This window comes from Streptomyces typhae (assembly GCF_009755605.1).
GTDB lineage: Bacteria > Actinomycetota > Actinomycetes > Streptomycetales > Streptomycetaceae > Streptomyces > Streptomyces typhae.
Genome location: NZ_WPNZ01000010.1, coordinates 19,310 through 38,505, shown reverse-complemented (window position 1 = coordinate 38,505; position 19,196 = coordinate 19,310). Strand labels below are relative to the sequence as shown.

General features: G+C 71.4%; 18 protein-coding genes. 9 read left to right on the top strand and 9 right to left on the bottom strand.

The window, feature by feature from the left end; translation table 11 throughout:
• Nucleotides 1-119 precede the first annotated feature (119 nt).
• Entirely contained in the window at nt 120-743 is a 624-nt protein-coding gene (locus tag GPA10_RS19200) for a lysoplasmalogenase (RefSeq protein WP_425505781.1), read from the top strand.
• Here the strand turns inward: GPA10_RS19200 and GPA10_RS19195 are convergent.
• The 3 genes from GPA10_RS19195 to GPA10_RS19185 all read right to left on the bottom strand — a co-directional run bounded on the left by GPA10_RS19195 (nt 712) and on the right by GPA10_RS19185 (nt 5,175).
• Nucleotides 712-1,785 carry a CopD family protein gene (locus GPA10_RS19195; RefSeq protein WP_343041098.1) on the bottom strand — a complete coding sequence of 358 codons (1,074 nt, stop codon included), beginning with the start codon at nt 1,783-1,785 and terminating at the stop codon, nt 712-714. The two genes, GPA10_RS19200 and GPA10_RS19195, sit on opposite strands and share 32 nt — an antisense overlap.
• A 220-nt stretch (nt 1,786-2,005) precedes the next feature.
• Nucleotides 2,006-3,577 (bottom strand): S8 family peptidase, encoded by a 1,572-nt coding sequence (locus GPA10_RS19190; RefSeq protein ID WP_058851508.1) that lies wholly within the window; start codon nt 3,575-3,577, stop codon nt 2,006-2,008.
• Nucleotides 3,578-3,585: 8 nt separating this feature from the next.
• The gene (locus tag GPA10_RS19185) at nt 3,586-5,175 is read right to left on the bottom strand and encodes a S8 family peptidase (RefSeq protein WP_157166592.1); all 1,590 of its coding nucleotides are present in this window, start codon (nt 5,173-5,175) and stop codon (nt 3,586-3,588) included.
• Nucleotides 5,176-5,526: 351 nt separating this feature from the next.
• Between GPA10_RS19185 and GPA10_RS19180 the strand changes: the two genes are divergently transcribed.
• From GPA10_RS19180 to moaA, 3 genes are all read left to right on the top strand, one after another.
• Nucleotides 5,527-5,901, top strand: coding sequence for a DUF485 domain-containing protein (locus GPA10_RS19180; protein ID WP_343041097.1), 375 nt, complete (start codon nt 5,527-5,529; stop codon nt 5,899-5,901).
• Nucleotides 5,898-7,541: a solute symporter family protein gene (locus GPA10_RS19175; protein ID WP_241845491.1), complete on the top strand. Its 1,644-nt coding sequence runs from the start codon at nt 5,898-5,900 to the stop codon at nt 7,539-7,541. The genes GPA10_RS19180 and GPA10_RS19175 overlap by 4 nt, the downstream gene beginning before the upstream one ends.
• A gap of 177 nt (nt 7,542-7,718) precedes the next feature.
• Complete coding sequence (gene moaA, locus GPA10_RS19170; RefSeq protein ID WP_343041095.1) at nt 7,719-8,738, top strand: GTP 3',8-cyclase MoaA; 1,020 nt, start codon at nt 7,719-7,721, stop codon at nt 8,736-8,738.
• A gap of 72 nt (nt 8,739-8,810) precedes the next feature.
• Here moaA and GPA10_RS19165 read toward each other — a convergent pair whose 3' ends face one another.
• Both GPA10_RS19165 and GPA10_RS19160 read right to left on the bottom strand, forming a co-directional pair.
• The gene (locus GPA10_RS19165) at nt 8,811-9,023 is read right to left on the bottom strand and encodes a hypothetical protein (RefSeq protein WP_058851504.1); all 213 of its coding nucleotides are present in this window, start codon (nt 9,021-9,023) and stop codon (nt 8,811-8,813) included.
• Between the two features lie 178 nt (nt 9,024-9,201).
• Nucleotides 9,202-9,591, bottom strand: coding sequence for a DUF3099 domain-containing protein (locus GPA10_RS19160; RefSeq protein WP_157166590.1), 390 nt, complete (start codon nt 9,589-9,591; stop codon nt 9,202-9,204).
• A 213-nt stretch (nt 9,592-9,804) separates the two neighbouring features.
• Between GPA10_RS19160 and GPA10_RS19155 the strand changes: the two genes are divergently transcribed.
• Nucleotides 9,805-10,080 carry a GlsB/YeaQ/YmgE family stress response membrane protein gene (locus tag GPA10_RS19155; RefSeq protein WP_058851502.1) on the top strand — a complete coding sequence of 92 codons (276 nt, stop codon included), beginning with the start codon at nt 9,805-9,807 and terminating at the stop codon, nt 10,078-10,080.
• A 142-nt stretch (nt 10,081-10,222) separates the two neighbouring features.
• On the opposite strand, the gene tyrS is transcribed toward GPA10_RS19155, so the two are convergent.
• The 3 genes from tyrS to GPA10_RS19140 all read right to left on the bottom strand — a co-directional run bounded on the left by tyrS (nt 10,223) and on the right by GPA10_RS19140 (nt 14,549).
• Nucleotides 10,223-11,488: a tyrosine--tRNA ligase gene (tyrS, locus tag GPA10_RS19150; protein WP_343041094.1), complete on the bottom strand. Its 1,266-nt coding sequence runs from the start codon at nt 11,486-11,488 to the stop codon at nt 10,223-10,225.
• Between the two features lie 122 nt (nt 11,489-11,610).
• The gene (locus GPA10_RS19145) at nt 11,611-13,029 is read right to left on the bottom strand and encodes a metallopeptidase TldD-related protein (RefSeq protein ID WP_157166589.1); all 1,419 of its coding nucleotides are present in this window, start codon (nt 13,027-13,029) and stop codon (nt 11,611-11,613) included.
• On the bottom strand, nt 13,026-14,549 hold the full coding sequence (locus tag GPA10_RS19140; protein ID WP_058851499.1) for a TldD/PmbA family protein: 1,524 nt from the start codon (nt 14,547-14,549) through the stop codon (nt 13,026-13,028). Before GPA10_RS19140 ends, GPA10_RS19145 begins: the two co-directional genes overlap by 4 nt.
• A gap of 230 nt (nt 14,550-14,779) precedes the next feature.
• Between GPA10_RS19140 and fabG the strand changes: the two genes are divergently transcribed.
• The 3 genes from fabG to GPA10_RS19125 all read left to right on the top strand — a co-directional run bounded on the left by fabG (nt 14,780) and on the right by GPA10_RS19125 (nt 16,830).
• Nucleotides 14,780-15,499, top strand: a complete 720-nt coding sequence (gene fabG, locus GPA10_RS19135; RefSeq protein ID WP_157166588.1) for a 3-oxoacyl-[acyl-carrier-protein] reductase — start codon at nt 14,780-14,782, stop codon at nt 15,497-15,499.
• Nucleotides 15,500-15,503: 4 nt separating this feature from the next.
• Nucleotides 15,504-16,265 carry an enoyl-ACP reductase FabI gene (gene fabI, locus GPA10_RS19130; protein WP_157166587.1) on the top strand — a complete coding sequence of 254 codons (762 nt, stop codon included), beginning with the start codon at nt 15,504-15,506 and terminating at the stop codon, nt 16,263-16,265.
• A gap of 121 nt (nt 16,266-16,386) precedes the next feature.
• Complete coding sequence (locus tag GPA10_RS19125; protein ID WP_343041093.1) at nt 16,387-16,830, top strand: hypothetical protein; 444 nt, start codon at nt 16,387-16,389, stop codon at nt 16,828-16,830.
• A gap of 115 nt (nt 16,831-16,945) precedes the next feature.
• Here GPA10_RS19125 and GPA10_RS19120 read toward each other — a convergent pair whose 3' ends face one another.
• On the bottom strand, nt 16,946-17,632 hold the full coding sequence (locus GPA10_RS19120) for a FadR/GntR family transcriptional regulator (RefSeq protein WP_058851495.1): 687 nt from the start codon (nt 17,630-17,632) through the stop codon (nt 16,946-16,948).
• A 73-nt stretch (nt 17,633-17,705) separates the two neighbouring features.
• Between GPA10_RS19120 and GPA10_RS19115 the strand changes: the two genes are divergently transcribed.
• The gene (locus GPA10_RS19115; RefSeq protein ID WP_246259431.1) at nt 17,706-19,166 is read left to right on the top strand and encodes a CynX/NimT family MFS transporter; all 1,461 of its coding nucleotides are present in this window, start codon (nt 17,706-17,708) and stop codon (nt 19,164-19,166) included.
• Nucleotides 19,167-19,196: the final 30 nt, after the last annotated feature.

Here is a 19,196-nt window from a genome sequence, read left to right as displayed (position 1 = left end):
CTGTACGCGATCGCTCCGCACGGCGGAACGGGTGGGCACAGCCCACCGCTTCGGGCACCGTTGCTCCAACGCCCGCGCGACTCCGCTGCGGAACGGCAGCCCTCACGGCATTCGCCCTGGTGGCGGTGGCGGACCTGGCCACCCTCGCGGCCGGGTCCGACGCGGGCCACACCCTCCTCAAGCCCCTCCTCATGCCGCTCCTGGCCGCGTACGCCACCCTCCGCCGAGGCCCCCGCCTCCTCACCGCGGCCCTCCTCCTCGGCTGGGGAGGCGACATCCTCCTCCTGTCGGACGCCGACCCCGCCTTCCTGACCGGCATGGCGTCCTTCGCCGTCGGCCACGTCTGCTACTTGACACTGTTCCGCCGGTACGGCGTGCGCTCCCGCCCCCGCGCCGCCTTCGTCGCGACGACGTACGCCGCGGCCCTTGTGGTCACGGTGGCCCTCCTGTGGCCCGACCTGCCCCCGGACATGCGTGTCCCGGTGGCGGGCTACAGCCTGCTGCTCACCGCCATGGCCCTCGGCGCGACCGGGCTCGGCCTCACGGCGGCGGCGGGCGGCGCCCTGTTCCTGCTCTCGGACACCCTCATCGCCACCGACGTGGCCGGCTGGCCGCAGGCCCCCCGCCCCGACTTCTGGGTCATGCTGACCTACATCGCCGCCCAGGCCCTCCTCGCCAGAGCCGTCCTCACCGGCGCGGAAGGGTCCGTCCTCACCAGCGGATCGGCAACGGCACGACGGTGAGCAGCGCCGACACCGCCACCACGAGGGCGAGCACGACCACCTCGACCCGCGCGGGCGCGTACGCGGCGGCCGTCCGGCCCTTCGGGGACCGCCCGAGCCGCCGCCGGGCGAGCAGCGCGAGGACGGCGACGACGGTCACGAGCAGCACCTTGGCGAGCAGGGTGCGGCCGTAGGCCGTCTCCGTCAGCTGGTCCGTCACGGTGCCCGGCGGCATCCGGCGCAGGGTGCTGACGATGCCCGTCGCGGTGATCGCGGCGAACAGCAGGGCCGCCGCGCGCGCATAGCGGGTGAGCACGGCGACCCCCGCCTCCGGAGCCCGCGTCCGCAGGGTCCGCACCGTGCGCAGGGCGTACAGCAGACCGCCCGCCCACAGCGCCGCGCAGGTCAGATGCACCAGGGTGAGGCCGGAGCCGATGAGCGGGGTGTCCTCCGCCGGCGGGTGCGCGCGCAGCGCCTCCGCCACGATCACGGCGGCCAGCGGCAGGACGGCGCTGTCCGGGCGGCGCGAGCGCGCGCAGAGGGCGGCCACGACGAAGGCGTTGACCTCGACGAGGGCCAGGCGTCCGTCCCGCGTCCCGGAGAGCCCGCCGACGTCCAGGTCGGACAGCTGGTGCGGCACCAGATTGCCGCCTGCCACGAACGCGGCGAGGCCGAGCGCGGCGGCACAGCCCGCGACCGCCGCCCAGCACCCCCACCGGGCCGGTGCCGCCCCGTCCCGCGCCCCCGGCACCCGGGCCGCGACGCGGGCCACGAACACCTCGCCCAACTGCACGCACAACGCGCCGAAGAGGACCGTACGCAGGAACGTGATGCCCTCGGTCCCCGGCACCCGCGCCTCACCGGTGTCCTCCAGGACGGCGGAAGGGCCGAAGAGCGGGACGACGGCAGCGACGGCCACGAGGACGAGGACGGCGACGGCACGGCCGGCCGCGGCCGGACGGGGCCGCGCGTCCGCGCGGGCGGGACGCGGGGAGAGCGCGGCGGCAGCCGCCGCGTCCGCCGTCTCGCCGCCGGGTTCCACGGGGGGTCCTATGGAGCTCACCACACGATCTTCACCAGGCTTCGCACTCCGGGGCAAGTCCGGGCAAACAACTGGTGGGCTGTCGTTCCGCCCCTTCGCGCACCCGCACGGTCCCACGGGGGCATGCACGGTCCCACGGGGGCAGGCACGGGCCCACGGGGCATGAGAGAGGGGCCGGGCGGTCCGCACGCCGCCCGGCCCCGGTCCCTCGCGCGCGGGGGCACCCCGCCCGCGCGCGGACCTACCTGCGCACGGCGTCCAGGGCGTCGGCCATGCCCACGCCGTAGAAGCCGTTCTTGTTCCTGCCGCCCTCGCACACCGCGTCGACCTTGCCGTCGCCGTCGATGTCGTACGGGTCGGTGCACGGCATCGCGTCGGCCTGCCGGTACAGCAGGGCCTTCACCCGGGCCGCGGAGGCCTTGGGGTGCGACGACTTGATGAGCGCGGCCACGCCCGCGGCGTGCGGCGAGGCCATCGACGTACCGGCCTTGTAGCCGAACTTGTTGCCCGGAAGCGTCGACAGGATGAGCCCGCTGGTGGCGGGCGGCTGCGGCTTCTGGAAGGCGGTCGAGTCGCCGCCGGGGGCCGCGATGTCGATGACGCCCTTGCCGTAGTTCGAGAACGAGGACTTGATGTTCTTGGCACCCGTGGACGACACGGTCACCACGCCCGGGAGCTGCGAGGGCAGGTCCAGGCAGTCCGCCGTCTTGATGGTCCGCCTGACGGGAGTGGTGTCGTCCGGGCTCGACTCGTCGACGATCTCGTCCTGGGCGAGGTCCGTCCTCGCGTTGCCGGCCGCGGCGACGTTCACCGCGCCCTTGCGCTCCGCGTACCTGGAGGCCCGGCCCACCGCGTCGACGAGCGCCTTCTGGTCGTCGTCGGTACGGCAGTTGAACAGCCACGGATCCGTGTAGTAGCTGCTGTTCGTCACGTCCACGCCGTGGTCGGCCGCCCACATGAAGCCGCAGACGACGGCTTCCGTGTAGTACATGCCGGTGGCGGGCTCGGCCACCTTGAGGCTCGCGACCTTCACGCCCGGCGCGACACCGGTGATGCCGGTGCCGTTCTTCGCTGCGGCGATGGTGCCCGCCACGTGCATGCCGTGGTCGCTCTCGTTCTCGACCGGCCGCCACGCGTTGTCCTTCTGCGTGGGCACGCCGCCCAGACAGCTCGCGGACGCGCGCCTGTCGAAGTTCGGCGCGATGTCGGGGTGGGTGTCGTCGACGCCGGAGTCGAGGACGCCGACGGTCACCTTCGGGCTGCCGAGGGAGACCTTGTGGGCCTTGTCCGCCTTCATGGCGGGCAGGTCCCACTGCAGCGGCTCCAGCTCGTCCTGTGCGCCCGCGGCCCGGCCCGCGGCGGCCTTCGCCTCCTTGGCGGTCAGCGGCCGGGCGTCGTCGATGTCGTCGCTGGACTGCGCGGACAGCGGCGCCGTACGGGTGGCACCGGCCGACTGCACGCCCTTGACCTTGCGGATCTGCTTCGCGAAGTCGGGGTTCGCCGAGTGCACGACGATGACGCCGATCTTGTCGTACGAGATCACGACCTTGCCGCCGGCCTTGGCGACGGCCTGCTTCACGTACTTCGCCGCCCAGGAGCCGTGGCCCGTGCGGAGGTTGACCACGTAGCTCATCGACGAACCGTCGGCGGCTGCGGCGAGCACACCCGCGCCCACGCCCGCGGCCCCCGGCGCCGCCGGAGCGTCGGGCTGCGCGGACGCGGTGCCGGGCAGGAAGGCGAGCGCGGACACCACCGCGACACCGAGGGGCAGGGCGAGCGCGCGCCGGGCGAGGGGAGTGTGGTGACTGGTCATCGGGCCCCTCACTTCTTGACGGCGTCGAGCGCGTCGACGATCCCGTGGCCGTAGAAGCCGTTGCGGTTCTTGCCGCCCTTGCAGACCGCGTCGACCTTGCCGTCACCGTCCGGGTCGTACGGCTTCGTCGGGCAGCCGGGGTTGTCCGCCTGCGCCTTGAGCAGCCGCTGGAGCGTGGCCGGGCCCGCCTTGGGGTGGGTGGACTTCAGCAGCGCCGCGACACCGGCCACGTGCGGGGACGCCATGGACGTGCCCTGGAGCCAGGCGTACTGGTTGCCCGGCATCGTGGAGAGGATGCCGCCGTCCTTCGAGGGGGTGTCGGTCGGCTTCTGGTAGCGCCGGTCACCGCCGGGGGCCGCGACGTCGACGACGCCGTTGCCGTACGTGGAGTAGTAGGACTTGGCGCCGTACACGCCCGTCGCGCTGACCGTGACGACGCCCGGGAGCTGGGTGGGCACGTCGAGGCACGTGTGTGGGTCGATGGTCCGCTCGACCGGGGTGGAGTCGTTCGGGCTCGACTCGTCGACGATCTCGTCCGCGTCCAGGTCGTGGTTGGAGTTGCCCGCGGAGGCGATGTTCAGGGTGCCCTTGCGCTGGGCGTAGAGCTGGGAGCGGTTGACCGCGTCGAGGATGGCCCGCTGGTCCGGGTCGTCCTTGCAGTTGTACAGCCACGGGTCCACGTAGTAGCTGTTGTTGGTGATCTCGATGCCGTTGTCGGCGGCGAACACGAAGGCGCAGACCACGTTCTCCGCGTAGAACAGCTGGCCGACCGGGTCGGCCACCTTGATGCCCGCGACCTTCACGCCGGGCGCGACGCCCGCGACACCGACGTTGTTGCGGGCGGCGGCTATCTCGCCCGCCACGTGCGTGCCGTGGTAGTGCTCAGGCGTCGCCGGGCGCCAGGCACCGGGCGAGGTGTCCGCCTTGCCGCCGACGCAGCTCGCGGACTGCGAGGCCGAGAAGTTGGGCGCGAGGTCGGGGTGGGTGTCGTCCACACCGGTGTCGATGACGCCGACGGTGACCTTCTTGCTGCCCGGGTTGATCCCGGCCGCCTTGTCGGCGCCGATGGAGCGCAGGTCCCACTGGTCGGCCTCGAGCGGCTCCTGGGCGGGGGCGCCGCCCTTGCCCGCCGCGGCCCGCTGCCGCAGCGCCTCGGCCTTGTCCTTCGACAGGAAGGTGGGTGCGCCCTCCTGCGTGGTGGTGGCCGGGGTGAGCGGCGAGGTGCGGGTGGCGCCCGCGGACTGCACACCCCGTACGTCACGCAGTTGCTTGCCGAAGTCGGGGTTGGCCGAGTGGGCGACGATCACGCCGATTTTCGCGTACGTGACGACGACCGTGCCGTCGGCCTTGGCTATCGCGCGCTTCACGGCGGCGATGGTCTTGGCGTCGGTGCGGGTGTTCACGACGTAGGCGAGCTTGCCGGCCGCGGGGGCGTCGGCGTTCCCGGCCCGTGCGGTGACGGAGCCGGGGGAGTCGAGCGGGGCGGCGGTCGCGGCGCCGGGCGCGAAGCCGACCGCTGCGGCGAGCACGACACCGAGCGGCAGGGTGAGTGCCAGGCGTCTGGAGCGCGACGTGCGCGAGGAGCGCAGATGAGCCATGGGATCTCCACATCATCCGGATACGGAACTGCCCGAACACAGCTGGTGCTCGGGCAGGTGCATGACGAGTGGTGCAGGGGCGAAGTTATCCCTAGAACTCCCAGGCCAGCAATGGGTTGCCGAAGTAATCGGGAAAAGGGTGAGTTCGGCCGCTTCGGGCGTGCCGCCACACCGTTGAGCAGGCGACAGAAGCAATATCAACCCCCTGTCGGATCCCGTCCCATGGCCCTAGCATCACCAACCGCGGCCACGTGATCCGCATCACTCGCCCCGCTCCGAGAGCAGAGAACGCAGACCTTCATGGACCGCACCGCTTCCATCCCCGCCACCCCCGCACCACGAGGAGACTCCGTGGCCACCGACGCACCGCCACCACCGAAGGGCGGCCCCGACCCCGAACCCGCGCGCCCCACCCCCTCCGCGGCGGAGTTCGTCGAGGTGCAGCAGAGCGCGGAGTTCGGCGAACTGCGCTCCGCCCACCGCTCGTTCGCGTTCCCTCTCACCATCGCCTTCATCACCTGGTACCTGCTGTACGTGCTGCTTTCGATCTACGCCGGCGACTTCATGGGCAACAAGCTGATCGGCAACGTCAACGTCGCCCTGGTCCTCGGCCTCGCCCAGTTCCTGACCACGTTCCTCATCGCCTGGTGGTACTCCCGGCACGCCGCCACGAAGCTCGACCCCAAGGCAGAAGCGATCAAGTCCCGGATGGAGGGCGGCGCGTGAGCACCCTGAGCGTCCACACGGCCCAGGGCACCGTCCTGGCCGCCAACGAGGCCAGCGAGCACCGGCCGCTGATCATCACCCTCTTCGCCGTCTTCGTCGTCGCCACCCTCGTCATCACCGTCTGGGCGGGCCGGCAGACCAAGAGCGCCGCCGACTTCTACGCGGGCGGCCGCCAGTTCACCGGCTTCCAGAACGGACTCGCCGTCTCCGGCGACTACATGTCCGCCGCGTCCTTCCTCGGCATCGCGGGTGCCATCGCCCTGTTCGGCTACGACGGGTTCCTGTACTCCATCGGCTTCCTGGTGGCCTGGCTGGTGGCGCTGCTCCTGGTCGCCGAGCCGCTGCGCAACTCCGGGCGCTACACCATGGGCGACGTCCTCGCCTACCGCATGCGCCAGCGCCCCGTGCGCACCGCCGCGGGCACCTCCACCATCGTCGTGTCGATCTTCTACCTGCTGGCGCAGATGGCGGGCGCGGGCGTCCTCGTCTCCCTGCTCCTCGGCATCACCAGCGACGCCGGGAAGATCGGCATCGTCGCCCTCGTCGGCGTCCTGATGATCGTGTACGTGACCATCGGCGGCATGAAGGGCACCACCTGGGTGCAGATGGTCAAGGCCGTGCTGCTGATCGCGGGCGCGCTCCTGCTGACCTTCCTGGTGCTCCTGAAGTTCGACTTCAACATCTCCGACCTGCTCGGCACCGCCGCCGAGAAGAGCGGCAAGGGCGCCCCGTTCCTGGAGCCGGGCCTCAAGTACGGCGTGTCCGACACCTCCAAGCTCGACTTCATCTCGCTCGGTATCGCCCTGGTCCTCGGCACGGCCGGCCTGCCGCACATCCTCATCCGCTTCTACACGGTGCCCACGGCCAAGGCCGCCCGGAAGTCCGTGAACTGGGCCATCGGCATCATCGGCGCCTTCTACCTGATGACGATCGCCCTCGGCTTCGGCGCGGCGGCGCTGATCTCACCTAAGGAGATCACCGACTCCAATCCGGCGGGCAACACGGCAGCCCCGCTGCTCGCGCTCCATCTGGGCGGGACCGACTCCAACTGGGGCGCGATCCTGCTCGCCACGATCTCGGCGGTCGCCTTCGCCACGATCCTCGCCGTCGTCGCGGGCCTCACCCTCGCCTCGTCCTCGTCGTTCGCGCACGACATCTACGCCAACGTCATCAAGAAGGGCAAGGCGACCGAGAAGGAGGAGATCAAGGCCGCCCGCTGGGCGACCGTCTTCATCGGTCTGGTCTCCATCGCCCTCGGCGCCCTCGCCCGCGACCTGAACGTGGCGGGCCTGGTGGCCCTCGCCTTCGCCGTCGCCGCCTCCGCGAACCTGCCGACGATCCTCTACAGCCTGTTCTGGAAGCGGTTCACCACCCAGGGCGCCCTGTGGTCGATCTACGGCGGCCTCACCACCGCCGTCGTCCTGGTCCTCTTCTCACCCGTCGTCTCCGGGAACGAGAAGACGTCCATGTTCAAGGGCGTCGACTTCCACTGGTTCCCGCTGGAGAACCCGGGCCTGATCTCCATCCCGGTCGGCTTCCTGCTCGGCTGGCTCGGCACCCTGCTGTCCAAGGAGGAGCCGGACAAGGAGAAGTACGCGGAGCTGGAGGTCCGGTCCCTGACCGGCACCGGAGCCCACTGACCCGCCCTCGGGAAGGCCCCCGCCCGGCCGCGTCGTAGAGATCGTCGTAGATCTCTACGACGCGGCCGGGCCGCTCCTGGTGGATCAGGCCCTTTCGATGTCACAGCCGTCACGTAGGCTCGTGGTTGAAGGCAAACCGACACCGCACTGCCGATCCGGACCGGGGAGGGGGCCCACGTGCTCATCGACACGTACGGCCGAGTGGCCACCGATCTGAGGGTTTCGCTGACCGACCGCTGCAATCTGCGCTGCACGTACTGCATGCCCGAGGAGGGTTTGCAGTGGCTGGCCAAGCCCGACCTGCTCACGGACGACGAGATCGTCCGCCTCATCCGCATCGCCGTGACCGGGCTCGGCATCGAGGAGGTCCGCTTCACCGGCGGCGAGCCGCTGCTGCGCCCCGGCCTCGTGGGCATCGTCGAGCGCTGCGCGGCCCTGGAGCCGCGCCCCAGGATGTCCCTGACGACGAACGGCATCGGCCTCAAGCGCACCGCCGAGGCCCTGAAGGCAGCGGGCCTCGACCGGGTCAACGTCTCCCTGGACACCCTGCGCCCCGACGTCTTCAAGACCCTCACCCGCCGCGACCGGCACCGCGACGTCCTCGAAGGCCTCGAAGCCGCCCGCGAGGCAGGCCTCACCCCCGTCAAGGTCAACACGGTCCTGATGCCGGGCCTGAACGACGACGAGGCCCCGGACCTGCTCGCCTGGGCCGTCGAGAACGGCTATGAGCTCCGCTTCATCGAGCAGATGCCCCTGGACGCCCAGCACGGCTGGAAGCGCGAGGGGATGATAACGGCCGGTGACATCCTGGCCTCGCTCCGCACCCGCTTCGACCTCACCGAAGAGGGCTCCGAGCGGCGCGGCTCCGCCCCGGCCGAGCGCTGGGTCGTCGACGGCGGCCCGCATCGCGTCGGCGTCATCGCCTCCGTCACCCGCCCGTTCTGCGCCGCCTGCGACCGCACCCGGCTCACCGCCGACGGCCAGGTGCGCACCTGTCTGTTCGCCAGGGAGGAGACCGACCTCAGGGCGGCGCTGCGGGCCACGCCCGAGGACCCCTCCGGTGCCCCCGACGCCGACGCGGACGCCGAGATCGCGCGCATCTGGCGGCTCGCGATGTGGGGCAAGAAGGCGGGCTCCGGCCTCGACGACCCGACGTTCCTTCAGCCCGAGCGCCCAATGTCCGCGATCGGCGGCTAGCGGGACCGACGGCCGGCGACACCGGAGCAGGCGACCGGCACCGGAGCCGACGACCGGCTCCGGATACGGCGACTAGGGCGCCGACTCCCACTCGGCGAGCGGCACGACGTCCTTCAAGAAGCCGCGGACGCCGAGGAATTGGGAGAGATGCTCCCGGTGCTCGGCGCAGGCGAGCCACGTCTTGCGCCGGTCCGGCGTGTGGATCTTGGGGTTGTTCCAGGCGAGCACCCACTCCGCGGCGGTGCGGCAGCCCTTGGCGGAACAGATCGGTGTCTCGTCGCTCACGTTCTCATCCCAAACAAGGCGACGCCGAGCAGCCACGGGGGGAGCTGCCCGGCGTCGGTCTGTCGCTCCGACGGGGGATGCGGAGCGCGTACGAAGTATGTCACGGGGAACCGGCCGCCTGGCACTGGAACAACATGATTGATCTGAGCTTTTCTTGAGCTTGGCGTAAGGTCGACGGTCAGCCCTGTTCTGGTGACCGTGCGTCCCGCCGGTCGTCCCGGGCTCCGGTCACGTCTTCCGGGGCGGGTTCCGCGGTCCGCTCATGGGATGCCGGCGGAGGCAGCATCGGCCGCGACGGCGCCGGTACGAAGGTTGACGGCAGCGAGGGAGCGTTCTCCCGCCCGGCGTTGGCGATCACCACCGCGACGTACGGCAGGAGGATCCCGAGCACCAGCGCGACCAGAGCGACGTGCCGCTCCACGTTCCAGAGCACCGCGGCGGCAATGACTGAAACAGTGCGGACCGACATCGAGATCACATACCGCCGCTGGCGGCCGCGGACGTCGTCCGCGAGGCCCTGCCTCGCTCCCGTGATCCGGAAGACCTGGGCGCTGCTCTGGTTCCGCATCACGTTCCACCACCTGCCCGCTCTGCCAGACCCTCCCCGGCCTGGACGCCCCACCACGTTACGCCTCGCCTGCGCAGACGCGTAGACCGGGGGCCGGGCCACCTCCCGGTATGCGCTGCGTCCCGCCACGTACGGACCGCCCGACATGCGCCGTATGGCGGATGGAACGACACTGAGCGTAATGCTCATGTCGAGCCGTCTGAGGAGGCAGCTATGGGCTGGTTGTGGGCGATCATCGTGGGATTCGTGCTGGGCCTCATCGCCAAGGCGATTCTCCCGGGCAAGCAGCACAGTCCGCTGTGGCTGACGACCATCTTCGGCATCATCGGCGCCGTACTCGGCAACTGGATGGCTGCCGGCTTCGGTATCGACGAGACCAAAGGCATCGACTGGGGGCGGCACGCCCTCCAGCTGGTCGCGGCACTGGTGGTGGTGGGCCTGGGCGACGCCGCCTACACGATGATCAGGGGGAACAGGAAACGCACCTGATCGTCGCAGGCGCGCAGCGCACCCGGGACACGGGCCCCGCCCCGAACGATCCATGGGGCCCACGCGGGAGGGGCCGGTCCACCGGACCGGCCCCTCCTGCTTCATCCGGGTACGCGGAACGCCCCGCGTACGTGGTGCGCGGTCAGGCGGTGACCTCGACCGCCGCGAGGTTCTTCTTGCCCCGGCGCAGGACCAGCCAGCGCCCGTGCAGAAGGTCCTCCCGGGCCGGTACGGCGTCCTCGCCGGCGACCTTCACGTTGTTCACGTAGGCGCCGCCCTCCTTGACCGTGCGGCGCGCCGCCGACTTGCTCGCCACCAGGCCGACCTCGGCGAACAGGTCCACGATCGGGCCCGGCTCGGCGACCCGCACGTGCGGCAGCTCGGAGAGCGCCGCCGCGAGCGTCGCCGCGTCGAGGTCACCGAGGTCGCCCTGGCCGAACAGCGCCTTCGACGCGGCGATCACGGCCGCGCACTGGTCGGCGCCGTGCACCAGGGTGGTCAGCTCCTCGGCGAGGGCACGCTGCGCGGCCCGCGCCTGCGGGCGCTCCTCGGTCTGCCGCTCGAGGTCCTCCAGCTCCTCGCGGGACCTGAAGCTGAGAATGCGCTGGTACGTGGTGATGTCCCGGTCGTCCACGTTCAGCCAGAACTGGTAGAACGCGTACGGCGTCGTCATCTCTGGGTCCAGCCAGACGGCGCCGCCCTCGGTCTTGCCGAACTTGGTGCCGTCCGCCTTCGTCATCAGGGGCGTCGCGAGCGCGTGCACCACCGCGTCCGGCTCCAGGCGGTGAATGAGGTCGATGCCCGCGGTGAGGTTGCCCCACTGGTCGCTGCCGCCCTGCTGGAGGGTGCAGCCGTGGCGCCGGTACAGCTCCAGGAAGTCCATGCCCTGGAGCAGCTGGTAACTGAACTCCGTGTAGCTGATGCCCTCCTGCGACTCCAGGCGGCGGGCGACCGAGTCCTTGGTGAGCATCTTGTTCACCCGGAAGTGCTTGCCGATGTCGCGCAGGAACTCGATCGCGGACATCCCCGCGGTCCAGTCCAGGTTGTTGACCATGACCGCGGCGTTCTCGCCCTCGAAGGACAGGAACGGCTCGATCTGCGTGCGCAGCCGCGCCACCCAGTTCGCGACCGTCTCCGGATCGTTCAGGGTGCGCTCCGCGGTCGGCCGCGGGTCGCCGATCTGGCCCGTGGCGCCGCCCACCAGGGCGAGCGGGCGGTGGCCCGCCTGCTGGAGGCGGCGCACGGTCAGGACCTGCACCAGATGCCCGACGTGCAGGCTGGCCGCGGTCGGGTCGAAGCCGCAATAGAACGTGACGGGACCGTCCGCGAGCGCCTTGCGCAGTGCTTCTTCGTCGGTGGACTGGGAGAACAGCCCCCGCCACTTCAGCTCGTCGACGATGTCCGTCACGGTCTCTTGTCTCCTTGGGTGTGCTGGCCCGCGCACCCAGGGGTGTGCGGTGTCCGTGGATCGTGCGCCTCGGGGCGCGGTCCCCGGGGGACCGCGGTGCGCCTCGGGTGCGGTCTACGAGGTTATACGCCCTGGCTGACCGAACTCATGTTGAAGTCCGGCACCCGCAGTGCGGGCATCGCGGCCCGGGTGAACCAGTCGCCCCACTCGCGCGGCAGCGTCCTCTCCGTGCGCCCGGCCTCGGCGGCCCGCGAGAGCAGATCCACCGGCGACTCGTTGAACCGGAAGTTGTTCACCTCACCGACCACCTCGCCGTTCTCGACGAGATAGACGCCGTCCCTGGTCAGACCGGTGAGCAGCAGCGTCGCCGGGTCCACCTCGCGGATGTACCAGAGGCAGGTGAGCAGCAGACCGCGGCCGGTGGCCGCGACCATCTCCTCCAGGGAGCGGTCCGTGCCGCCGTCCATGACCAGGTTGTCGATCGCCGGTGCCACCGGCAGGCCCGTCAGCTTCGCGCTGTGCCGGGTCGTGATCAGCCGGGTCAGCTCGCCCTCGCGCATCCAGTCGGTGGGCTCCAGGGGGAGCCCGTTGTCGAACACGGACGCGTCGTCGCCGGAGGCGTGCGCGATCACGAAGGGCGCGGACTCCAGGCCCGGCTCGTGCGGGTCGCTGCGCAGCGTCAGGGGCAGCTGTGCCAGCTGGTCGCCGATCCGGGTGCCGCCGCCCGGCTTGGAGAACACCGTGCGGCCCTCCGCGGCGTCGCGTGCCGACGCCGACCAGAGCTGGTAGATCAGCAGGTCCGCCACCGCCGTCGGCGGGAGCAGCGTCTCGTACCGCCCGGCGGGCAGCTCCACCCGCCGCTCCGCCCATCCGAGGCGCCGCGCGAGGTCCTGGTCGAGGGCGCCGGGATCGACGTCCTTGAAGTCCCGGGTGGCCCGGCCCGCCCACGCCGAGCGGGTCCGGTCCGGTGACTTCGCGTTCAGCTCCAGGGTGCCGTTCGGCTGGTCGTGGCGCAGCCGGAGCCCGGCCGACGTACCGACGTAGGTCGAGGTCAGCTCGTGGTTGGCGAAGCCGTACAGCTCACGGCCGCCCGCGCGGGCCACGGCGAACGCCTCGCCGAGCGCCGGTGCGAAGTCGGCGAAGACCGCCGACGAGGTCTCGGCGGGCGCCTCAGTGAAGTCCGAGGCCGGCTGCCCGCCGGTGACCAGCGGCTGGGCGTCCTCCGCGGGCCCGGCCGCGCGCGCCGCCGCCTCCGCGGCCCGCACGAGCGGTTCCAGGTCGGCCGCGGTCACCGCGGAGCGCGAGACGACACCGGAGGCGGTGCCCTCCTTGCCGTCGACCGTGGCGACGACGGTCAGGGTGCGGCCGCGGGTGACGCCGTTGGTGGTCAGGGCGTTCCCCGCCCAGCGCAGATTGGCCGTCGACCGCTCGTCGGCGATCACCACGCAGCCGTCCGCCGTGGAGAGTTCCAGGGCGCGCTCGACGATCTCGTGCGGCCGGGTGCCGGCCGCGCCGTTCGTACCGTTCGTACGGGAGCTCATCGCCCGGCCTCCTGCGTGGTGTTCAGAATGTTGACGCTGGTGAAGAGGGCGGAGGGGCAGCCGTGGGACACGGCCGCCACCTGGCCCGGCTGGGCCTTGCCGCAGTTGAAGGCGCCGCCGAGCACATAGGTGTCAGGGCCGCCGACCGCCGTCATCGAGCCCCAGAAGTCGGTGGTGGTGGCCTGGTAGGCGACGTCGCGGAGCTGTCCGGCGAGCCGCCCGTTCTCGATCTTGTAGAAACGCTGACCGGTGAACTGGAAGTTGTACCGCTGCATGTCGATGGACCAGGACCGGTCACCGACCACGTAGATGCCCCGGTCCACGCCGCTGATCAGGTCCTCGGTGGAGAGCCCCGCGGGGTCCGGCCGCAGCGAGACGTTCGCCATCCGCTGCACCGGGACGTGCCCGGGGGAGTCCGCGTACGCGCAGCCGTTGGACCGCTCGAAGCCGGTGAGCTTCGCGATGCGGCGGTCGAGCTGATAGCCGACGAGCGTGCCGTCCTTCACCAGGTCCCAGGACTGCGCGGCCACGCCCTCGTCGTCGTACCCGATGGTGGCGAGCCCGTGCTCGGCCGTGCGGTCGCCCGTCACGTTCATCAGCGACGACCCGTACGCGAGCTTGCCGAGCTGGTCGAAGGTCGCGAATGAGGTGCCCGCGTACGCCGCCTCGTAGCCGAGGGCGCGGTCCAGCTCCGTGGCGTGGCCGATGGACTCGTGGATCGTCAGCCACAGGTTCGAGGGGTCGACCACCAGGTCGTAGCGGCCCGCCTCGACGCTCGGCGCCCGCATCTTTTCGGCCAACTGCTCGGGAATGCGCTCCAGCTCGCCCTGCCAGTCCCAGGTGCTCCCCGTGAGGTACTCCCAGCCCCGGCCGACCGGCGGCGCCAGGGTGCGCATGGAGTCGAATTCGCCACTGGACTCGTCCACGGCGACCGCGGTCAGCTGCGGATGCAGCCGCACCCGCTGCTGCGTGGTCACCGTACCCGCCGTGTCCGCGTAGAACTTGTTCTCGTGCACGGTGAGCAGCGTCGCGTCGACGTGCGCCACCCCCTCGGCGGCGAGGAGGCGACCGCTCCACTCCGCGAGCAGCCCGGTCTTCTCCTCGTCCGGCACCGAGAACGGATCGATCTCGTACGAGGAGACCCATGACCTGTCCGCGTGCACCGGCTCGGCGGCAAGCTCGATCCGCTCGTCGGACCCGGCGGCCTCGATGACCTTCGCGGACAGCTTGGCCATCGCCACCGCCTGGGACGCGACCCGCGCCGCGGCGTCCATCGTGAGGTCCACACCGGAGGCGAACCCCCAGGCCCCGCCGTGCACCACCCGCACCGCGTACCCCAGGTCCGTGCTGTCGGACGACGCGGCGGGGCGGGCGTCCCGCAGCCGCCAGGACGCGCTGCGCACCCGCTCCAGGCGGAAGTCCGCGTGCTCGGCGCCCAGCGCACGCGCGCGGGCGAGCGCGGCGTCGGCAAGAGCCCTCAGCGGCAGCGCCGTGAAGGCGGAATCGATCGAATGAGGCACGGAATGTCTCCCTGCTGTCACCTGTGGTGGGCACCTCCCGGCACCGGTCAGGACCGATCATCGCGCGCGGAGCGGCCACCGGGCCACACCTTTGTCCGCCGCTCGCCGCCGACTTTCTGTAGGGACCCCACAGCGAGTCTTCCGAGCCACTGTCGGTCACCGATTCCCCGTATCGAGCACAGGACCGATAGGTTTCCGGGTGACCACACAGCCAAGGAAAGGGTGATCCGTTGAGCCGCTCGGTTCTCGTCACTGGAGGAAACCGGGGCATCGGCCTCGCCATCGCCCGCGCGTTCGCCGACGCCGGCGACCAGGTCGCGATCACCTACCGCTCGGGTGAGCCGCCCAAGGACCTCACCGCCGCCGGCGTCCTCGCCGTCAAGTGCGACATCACCGACCCCGAGCAGGTGGAGCAGGCCTACAAGGAGGTCGAGGAGAAGCACGGCGCGGTCGAGGTGCTCGTCGCCAACGCGGGCATCACCAAGGACCAGCTCCTGATGCGCATGTCCGAGGAGGACTTCACGTCCGTCCTCGACACCAACCTCACCGGCACCTTCCGGGTCGTGAAGCGCGCCAACCGCGGCATGCTGCGCGCCAGGAAGGGACGCGTCGTCCTCATCTCCTCGGTGGTCGGCCTGTACGGCGGTCCCGGGCAGGCCAACTACGCCGCGTCCAAGGCGGGCCTGGTCGGCTTCGCGCGCTCGCTCGCCCGGGAACTGGGCTCGCGCAACCTCACCTTCAACGTCGTCGCGCCCGGTTTTGTCGACACCGACATGACCAAGGTCCTGACGGACGAGCAGCGGGCGAACATCGTCTCGCAGGTGCCGCTCGGCCGTTACGCGCGGCCCGAGGAGATCGCCGCCACGGTGAAGTTCCTCGCCTCGGACGACGCCTCGTACATCACTGGAGCCGTCATCCCTGTTGACGGCGGATTGGGCATGGGTCACTGATCACATGAGCGGAATTCTCGACGGCAAGCGGATCCTGATCACGGGTGTGCTGATGGAGTCGTCCATCGCCTTCCACGCGGCCAAGGTCGCGCAGGAGCAGGGTGCCGAGGTCATCCTGACCGCCTTCCCGCGGCCCACGCTCACCGAGCGCATCGCCAAGAAGCTGCCCAAGCCCGCCAAGGTCATCGAGCTGGACGTGACCAACCAGGAGCACCTGGACCGTCTCGCGGGCGTCGTGAAGGACGAGCTCGGCGGCCTCGACGGCGTCGTGCACTCCATCGGCTTCGCGCCGCAGGGGGCCTTCAACTTCCTGGAGGCGACCTTCGAGGACGTCTCCACGGCCATGCACGTGTCGGCGTACTCCCTGAAGTCGCTCACCATGGCCTGCCGGCCGCTGTTCGAAGGCGGCGCCTCGGTCGTCGGCCTCACCTTCGACGCGCAGTACGCCTGGCCCAAGTACGACTGGATGGGCCCGGCCAAGGCCGCCCTGGAGGCCACCAGCCGCTACCTCGCCCGTGACCTGGGCAAGGAGGACATCCGCTGCAACCTGATCTCCGCGGGCCCGATCGGCTCCATGGCGGCCAAGTCCATCCCGGGCTTCGCCGACCTCGCGGACGTCTGGAACACCCGCTCCCCGCTGGACTGGGACATGGCCGACCCCGAGCCCGCGGGCCGCGGCATCGTCGCGCTGCTCTCGGACTTCTTCCTGAAGACCACGGGCGAGATCATCCACGTCGACGGCGGCGTGCACATGATGGGCGCCTGAATCTCCTCCCGGGCTCACGCCCACCGACGCCCCGTCCTCCCGCGCGCAGCGGAAGGACGGGGCGTCGCCCGTTCGGCCCTCCGACCGGGCGCGGGCGGGCCGGTGCCGCACACCCTGGAGTGTGCGCTGGTCCCCAGGCGCGGTGCTCGCCGCCCTCGCCCTTCTCGTCGCCCTTCCCTACGACCTTCTTCCGTACGAGCTGCCTTCCGGCACCGCCTCCCGCGGCGCCGGGGGAGCGGCGGAGTCCCGCGCCGTCGGCGGGGGAGCGGCGGAGTCCCCGGTTGCCGAGGGCGGGGAGAGTGCGGACGACGCCGAGCGGGACGCGCGGGACGACCGGCCGTTCGGCGCGGAGTGCCGCAGCAGCGTCCAGGGGTCGACGGCCGTCGCCTACTGCCACAACCCCTACCCCGAGAGCGACCGGGTGCGGCTGCACATCGAGTGCGACCGGTGGTGGGACGTGGACAGCGACAGCCGGCCCGTCGCGGCCGGGCCCGCCACCACGGTGCGGCTCACCGGGCGGTGCTGGAAGGAGATCCGCGCGGTGTGGGTGAGTCATCAGAGGTGAGTCATCAGTGGTGAGTCATCAGTGGTGAGTCATCAGTGGTGAGCCACCAGAGGTGAGTCATCAGTGGTGAGCCACCAGAGGTGAGTCATCAGAGGTGAGCCACCAGAGGTGAGCCTCAGGCGTCGGCCGCGAGGCGTTCGGGGCGGCACAGGTATGGATAGCTCGCGGCCTCCGCGGCGGCGGCCTCCGCGTCCTGTGCCCTGATGGCCTCCACCAGACGGCTGTGGTCCATGTAGGCGGCGGGCGTGAGCTCACGGCCGATGTCCTCGCGCAGCCAGTCCCGCAGGACCTCGCCCAGGTCCGCGTACATCGCCGTCATGACGTCGTTGTGGGACGCGGCCACCACGGCCAGGTGCAGGGTCGCGTCCGCCGTCACGAACGCCTCGGCGTCACCCGACGCCCAGGCCTCCTCGCGCCGGGCGAGCAGCGAGTCGAGCTGCCGCAGGTCCCGGTCGGTGCGCCGCTCGGCGGCGAGCTTCGCCGCGCTCGACTCCAGCGTGGCCCGCAGCTCGGCGATGTGCCGCGGGCTCGCGTCGGCGAACCTGCGCTGCATCACCCCCGCCAGCTCGCTGGTGGCGACCACATAGGTGCCCGAGCCCTGCCGGATGTCGAGCAGGCCGTTGTGGGCGAGCGCGCGCACGGCCTCGCGCACCGTGTTTCTGGCCACGCCCAGCTGCTCCACCAGCTCGGGCTCGGTCGGGATGCGGGAGCCCACCGGCCACTCGCCGGACGAGATCTGGTTGCGCAACTCGGAGATGACCTGCTCGGAGAGCGCCGAGCGGCGAGGGGTGGTCAGCGGCATGACGTTCCTTCGGGCGAGCGGTCACGGACAATCGATTGGACAGCCAATCATCCCATGATTCTATGATGGCCCCATGGCGAGTGAGGAAGAGAAGACGACGAACAGCACGGGCGCGGGTGCCCCGACGAGCACGAAGACGGCACCCGCGGGCCCGGCGGGCCCGGCCGCGGGGTCATCCGGTGCCGGGACGTCCGCTACGGGGATATCCGGCGCCGGGACGTCCGGTACGGGGGCGTCCGCCGCGGGGGCCTCTGCCGCCGGGGCGTCCCTCGCGCGGGGCTCCAAGGGCGAACAGCCCGCCACGCGCGCGTGGGCGACGCGACTGGTCGTCGTCGGCATCGTCCTCGCGGCGCTCAACCTGCGGCCCGCCATCACCAGCCTCGGCGCGCTCCTCGAAGAGGTGCGCGACGGGCTCGGCATGAGCGGCACCCTGGCCGGCCTCCTCACCTCCGTGCCCCCGCTGTGCTTCGCGGTCTTCGGAAGCCTCGCCCCGCGCTTCGCCCGCCGCTTCGGGCCGCCCGCCGTGGTCTGCGCGGGCATGGTGGCCATCGCCACGGGCCTGCTGATACGCCCCTTCCTCGGCGGCACGGCCGGCTTCCTCGCCGCCAGCGCGCTCGCCCTGATGGGCATCGCCGTCAGCAACGTCCTGATGCCGGTGATCGTCAAGCGCTGGTTCCCCGACCGAGTCGGCTCGATGACCGGTCTGTACTCGATGGCCCTCGCGCTCGGCACCTCGCTCGCGGCGGCCGTCACCGTGCCCGTGACCGACGCCCTCGGCGGAAGCTGGCGCACCGGGCTCGCGGTCTGGGCGACGATCGCCGTCGTCGCCGTGGTCCCGTGGATACCGCTGGTGCGCCACCGCGCGGCCGGCGAGGCGGGTGCCGAACACGTGCCCGCCGCCGTGCGGCGGCAGGACGAGGCCCTGCGCATCACCCACAGCCGTACCGCCTGGGCGCTGGCCTGCTTCTTCGGCCTCCAGGCCACCGCCGCGTACATCACGATGGGCTGGATGCCGCAGATCTTCCGGGACGCGGGGGTGCCGGCCGGTGAGGCCGGTGTGCTGCTCGCCGTCACCATGGCCATGGGTGTCCCCCTCGCCTTCGTCATCCCGCGCGTGGCCACGCGCCTGCCCCACCAGGGTCCTGTGGTGGCCGCCCTCGGCGCATGCGGTCTCGCCGGATACGCGGGCCTGTACTTCGCCCCCGCGGGCGGTGCCTGGGCGTGGGCGCTGCTGTGCGGCATCTCCAACTGCGCCTTCCCGCTGGCCCTCACCATGGTCGGCATGCGCGCCAAGAGCAGCGCGGGCGTGGCCAAGCTCTCCGCCTTCGCGCAGAGCACCGGCTATCTGATCTCGATCCCCGGGCCGCTGCTCGTCGGTGTGCTCTACCAGCACAGCGGCGGCTGGGGCCTGCCGATCGCCCTCATGGCGGGCCTGATGGTGCCGCAGATAGCCGTCGGCATCGTCGCGGGCCGTGACCGCACGGTCGAGGACGAGGTGGCGGCCAGGGCGGCGGCCGCACGGCCTGGCGCCTGAAGCGGCCCGGCCCCTCGGGGTCGGGCACGG

Coding starts and splice junctions, on each gene's coding strand:
- GPA10_RS19190 (WP_058851508.1), bottom strand. CDS start 3,577: ATGACCAGTCACCACACTCCCCTCGCCCGGCGCGCGCTCGCCCTGCCC.
- GPA10_RS19185 (WP_157166592.1), bottom strand. CDS start 5,175: ATGGCTCATCTGCGCTCCTCGCGCACGTCGCGCTCCAGACGCCTGGCA.
- GPA10_RS19160 (WP_157166590.1), bottom strand. CDS start 9,591: ATGCGGAACCAGAGCAGCGCCCAGGTCTTCCGGATCACGGGAGCGAGG.
- GPA10_RS19155 (WP_058851502.1), top strand. CDS start 9,805: ATGGGCTGGTTGTGGGCGATCATCGTGGGATTCGTGCTGGGCCTCATC.
- GPA10_RS19145 (WP_157166589.1), bottom strand. CDS start 13,029: ATGAGCTCCCGTACGAACGGTACGAACGGCGCGGCCGGCACCCGGCCG.
- fabI (WP_157166587.1), top strand. CDS start 15,504: ATGAGCGGAATTCTCGACGGCAAGCGGATCCTGATCACGGGTGTGCTG.
- GPA10_RS19120 (WP_058851495.1), bottom strand. CDS start 17,632: ATGCCGCTGACCACCCCTCGCCGCTCGGCGCTCTCCGAGCAGGTCATC.
- GPA10_RS19115 (WP_246259431.1), top strand. CDS start 17,706: ATGGCGAGTGAGGAAGAGAAGACGACGAACAGCACGGGCGCGGGTGCC.